The organism is Vibrio sp. Vb0937 (assembly GCF_033338855.1).
Genome location: NZ_JAWOTK010000127.1, coordinates 1 through 1,649 on the forward strand (window position 1 = coordinate 1; position 1,649 = coordinate 1,649).

General features: G+C 46.0%; 1 protein-coding gene. It reads right to left on the bottom strand.

All coding sequences use genetic code 11. The features are described from left to right. Positions 1-175: 175 nt before the first annotated feature. A partial coding sequence (locus R7P67_RS23710; RefSeq protein WP_318086181.1) for a DUF6701 domain-containing protein occupies positions 176-1,649 on the bottom strand: 1,474 nt, incomplete at its 5' end.

Consider the following 1,649-nt stretch of genomic DNA (forward strand, 5'->3'; position numbering starts at 1 on the left):
CTAACCAGTCTGCGACAGACCAAGGCTCAGCAGAGCGTCGTCTTGCAATGGTAAAGCGTTTGAAAGCGCGTCGTGGCACGAACTAAACACTGTTAGATAATTACATTCGTTTGTAACGAAAGAGCCCCTCAATGAGGGGCTCTTTTTATTTGCCGTCTAGTGTTGGTTTAAGAGGCTAATTTAAGCCGAGCATATTCGGCTCACCACGATAGATAATGCGATCGTTTCCACGGTGAATACCAAACGTGACTATTGTTGGCGGGTTTTCTTCTTCGGGAGTCGAAGTTTCCCAGTCGTATTTGAGCCAAGGAAGTTGGTTGCCTGAGTGATCTAGATTTAGGCTGAACTGAATTTGTTCTCTTGCTGCGTCAATTTGGCTTGCAATGATGTCGTTGGTTCTGCCAACACTCATCTTAGCAACACCAGATAACTGGGCGTTATTTACCGGTGCGTTCGACCAAATAGGCGTGCTGGTGTAGTACGCACCATTTGCGGTTGTCGAGTTGTCATCTAAGTTTGTAACAAATCTACCGTCTTGCCACACCTCTACGTCCAATGGCACTTTGATCTTCATGCCCTGATTTCCGCCAACATCCTTAAAGTTCAAACGACCAAAACGAATGTCTGGCTGTTTCGTCAGAATTTCACCGCCATCGAAGAAGTTCACCTCATCAACCACGTGAGTAGTCACTAAGCCAATTTTACTGCTCTTGCTGTTTGCACCGCGGTTGAACGGGCCATCAGGGTATTGACCTTTAGTTATATCTTTCTCCCAACACGGGCTGTTGTGACACGTTGCATTTGTAGATGCTTTTTCAATGACAAACTGACCGATACTGGCATCGCCGATGCGCTTCCATTCTGCCTTTTGTGGTGCTGGTGGCACAAAACGATCTTGGTATCCGCCAAGCTCTCCTAAGTAAAAATGTTGTTGTAGACTTGGCGCAAAATGGGCGTAGTTTTTTACGTCCTCTTTGTTTGCGTTTAGCGCAACCACATCGTAGGTAACTTTCTCAAACGGTTGATTCATGTATACAAAGCCTTGGTTTTTAGGGTAAGTCCAATTTTGACTTTGCACTTTGAAGTACTTCGGATAGAAACGTCCGATATGGCGATAACCTTCGTTAACCTTCATGCCAAAATACGTACTGCCGAGGTTTGCTTTCACTTTCAAGCTGCCGACTTCTTCCCAATACAATCCGTTAAAAACGAAGCGATGGTTCTTGGCTGATTGGTGTCCTTGAGTTAACGCATAATTACTTTTCAACAGCGTCGAGGTTTGGTTTGCCGTGTCTAAAGGCGAGTGCTGCTCGCTCGACAAAACAACCGATGCTGCTGGTGCGCCATCATGCATAAAGTTGGTCGTGACCAAAGCATCACAATAAGCTGATGAGTCGATAGGATCACTGATAGAACCCCCTTTTTGCCAGATGACGGGTTTCACCGTTAACGAGAAATGTTCGCCAGCGGCAATGAACTTATCACCTTGTTCGGATGTGCCTGAAGGCAAGGTGTTTTGGTTCTCACAGATTGCCAAGGTCCATGGTCGCGAGTACACATTAAACTTGCCTGTTACTTCAACTGTGCCGTCGTCCGGACACTCTGAAAATCCTTTACATTCGAATTGGTCAGATAACGTCACCTCGAAC